Raw genomic sequence first — 2,613 nt, forward strand, 5'->3', positions numbered from 1 at the left:
TTCTACTCGACTAGTTTAAGATGGTTATATAAGAATGAGAAATGTAAGGGGTGTTTTTATTGAAAAGGCATACCAAGACTGGAAAAATCTTATTTTATTTAGGAGTATGGCTAATGGCAGCTGGATTTGCTTTTAATCAGACATTTGGAATTGCGGATACTCCTCAACCATATGCAACATTTTCTATACCCTTAATTGTTATCGGAATTATATTAGGGGTGGTATCAAACTTTTATAAGAAAAGTAAAGAGAGTAACTAGTGATTTCGAAGGCTTTTCTTATTGTGCTAACGGGTGCTTTAGTTGAATAACAATCTTCAACAATCGGGCGCTTTTCTGTAATAAGGAAAGTGCTTTTGCCATTTAAGGGCCATTTAATTGAATAAAAAAAGGATTTTTCACGAAACAATTGAACTAATAATTAATGGCTCAGACTCCAACTTGAACAATAGGAGGTGTAACAAATTGTCGATCTTCCGTAATCCCCAAGTTATTCTGTTCAGTTCGGATGTAGTAAGAGCAGCTACGTTCTACGAGAGTCTGGGATTCACGAGTCCTTTCGAGTGCCAAATGATGGCGAACCGATCATATTGATTTGGTTCTCGATGACTATAGAATAGGCATCGCATCTGTTTCCTCTACGCGCGATGATCACGGCCTCGCCCCCGTGTCTCATGGGCAGCTTGTTGCAGTGATTTTGTGGACGGATGACACTGCTGCCGCCTTTGAAACCGTCACCTTGAATGGTGCCAAAGCCCTGGTCTCACCGCACGAATGGCTCGGTCGGCTGCTCATTACTTGGATTGCAGATCCGGACGGTAATCCAATTCAGATTGTGCAAAATCTCTGACGATGCACTGTCATCTCAGGCAACGGTTAGCATTCTTCATTGCAGTTCTCCCTATGCTAACGAAGCAAGACGATAAAATACAACAGCTTTCTGATCTAGGGTATTTTTGCAAATCAAAAAAAGGGAATATGGAGTACTTCGTAAAAATTAAGGAGGTACTCCATGTACTTATATCTCGTTCAAGGGATTCTACCGATCCTTAGCAATCGGGTGCTATTCCCTTACAAGGATTAGCGTCTATAAATTACATAGATGTATAAAATAAAATTCGCATTAGGACGATAATGCTAAACAGTTATTGATTTTAAAAAATGGAATTATTTACTATATATGAAACTTTTTCCTATAATGGTAAAAAATACGCTATTATTTAAGTGTAACTTTTAATGGGAATGGGGTTTTAAAGGTGAAAAAAGAGAGTGATCATTTATATTTCATCGATAATATAAAAATAGCTTTAATTATGCTTGTAGTAGCTCACCATGCTGGACAAGCCTATGGACCAGGTGGTTGGTGGTATTTTTTGGATGATGAATCTATCAACTGGTTGGGTAGATTTTTCTCTGTAAATGCAGCATTTTTTATGAGTATGTTTTTCTTTTTATCAGCATATTTTCTCCCTCAATCAATCGCGAGAAAAGGGCCGAAACGGTTTTTAAAAGAACGGCTTATTAGAATTGGTATTCCATTACTACTGGGATTTCTCGTGATAATTCCTATTCTGATGTATTTATATTACATTAATTTCAGAGATTATGAACCCATCTCATTTTTTTCTTACTATGTTAATATATTTTTTGGACTTGGTAGTGAACCCACGAATTGGTCTGGACCATCATGGCCTGATATGCAATTTGGCCATTTATGGTTTTTAGAGCATTTACTTGTGTATGCGGTTGTGTTTTCAGTCTGGACCTTCTTTACATCCAAGAAATCCACAAAAAAATTTGATGGAAATATTAAGGTTTATCAGATTCTCTCCCTGTGGTTGATCGTTAGTTTAGTGACTTTCATTACAAGGATATGGTTTCCTATTGATCATTGGACAGCTTTCGTAGGATTTATTCAAACAGAATTTGCACATGTACCACAGTATGTGAGTTTCTTTTGTTTAGGTATTATGGCCTATCATCGCAAATGGTTTTTAACTTTGAGTGCGAGAGTAGGATACATCTGGCTTATTATTGGAGTATTAATAGTAACTATTTTGTATTTTGGAGGGAATACGGTAGATCCTTTTCTTTTAAAAGGTGGACAAAACTTTGGTTCGTTGACTCGATCATTCATTGAGACGTTACTGTGTATTTCGCTTGTAATCGGTCTTCTAATTTTATTTAGAGAAAAAATTAACGGCACTAATCGTTGGTCTAAGATGTTATCAAACAATGTATTTGTTGTTTATTTCATCCATGTCCCAGTAGTTGTCTTCCTTCAATATACATTGAATGACCTACCAATATCAGTCTGGACTAAATTTCTAATGACGGCATTTTTAGGAATCATTCTAAGTTTTTTGCTAAGTCATTTTGTATGGCGAAAGATTCCATACCTCAAAAAAATGATGTAAAAGGAAATAATATTTAAATAAATGAAATGTGGAAAATGAAAAAGCCAGCATTATTGCTGGCTTTTGTCTTAGTAGGATAATGATGTGTCATAAAAATAATGATTCTTGTTCAACTAACGGGTGCTTTAGCACAATAACTAAGGTGTTTTTCTTGCAGCTTTTTCTCATTTTCTACTATTCAACAATCGGGCGCAATT

At 35.9% G+C, this 2,613-nt stretch carries 2 protein-coding genes; both read left to right on the forward strand.

Annotated elements, in window-relative coordinates; genetic code table 11:
• Positions 1-113: 113 nt before the first annotated feature.
• The gene (locus tag V7122_RS25290; protein ID WP_335345023.1) at positions 114-260 is read left to right on the forward strand and encodes a hypothetical protein; all 147 of its coding nucleotides are present in this window, start codon (positions 114-116) and stop codon (positions 258-260) included.
• Between the two features lie 995 nt (positions 261-1,255).
• Complete coding sequence (locus tag V7122_RS25295) at positions 1,256-2,416, forward strand: acyltransferase family protein (RefSeq protein WP_335348074.1); 1,161 nt, start codon at positions 1,256-1,258, stop codon at positions 2,414-2,416.
• Positions 2,417-2,613 lie beyond the last annotated feature (197 nt).

This window comes from Bacillus sp. JJ1532 (genome assembly GCF_036965085.1).
Classification (GTDB): domain Bacteria; phylum Bacillota; class Bacilli; order Bacillales; family Cytobacillaceae; genus Cytobacillus.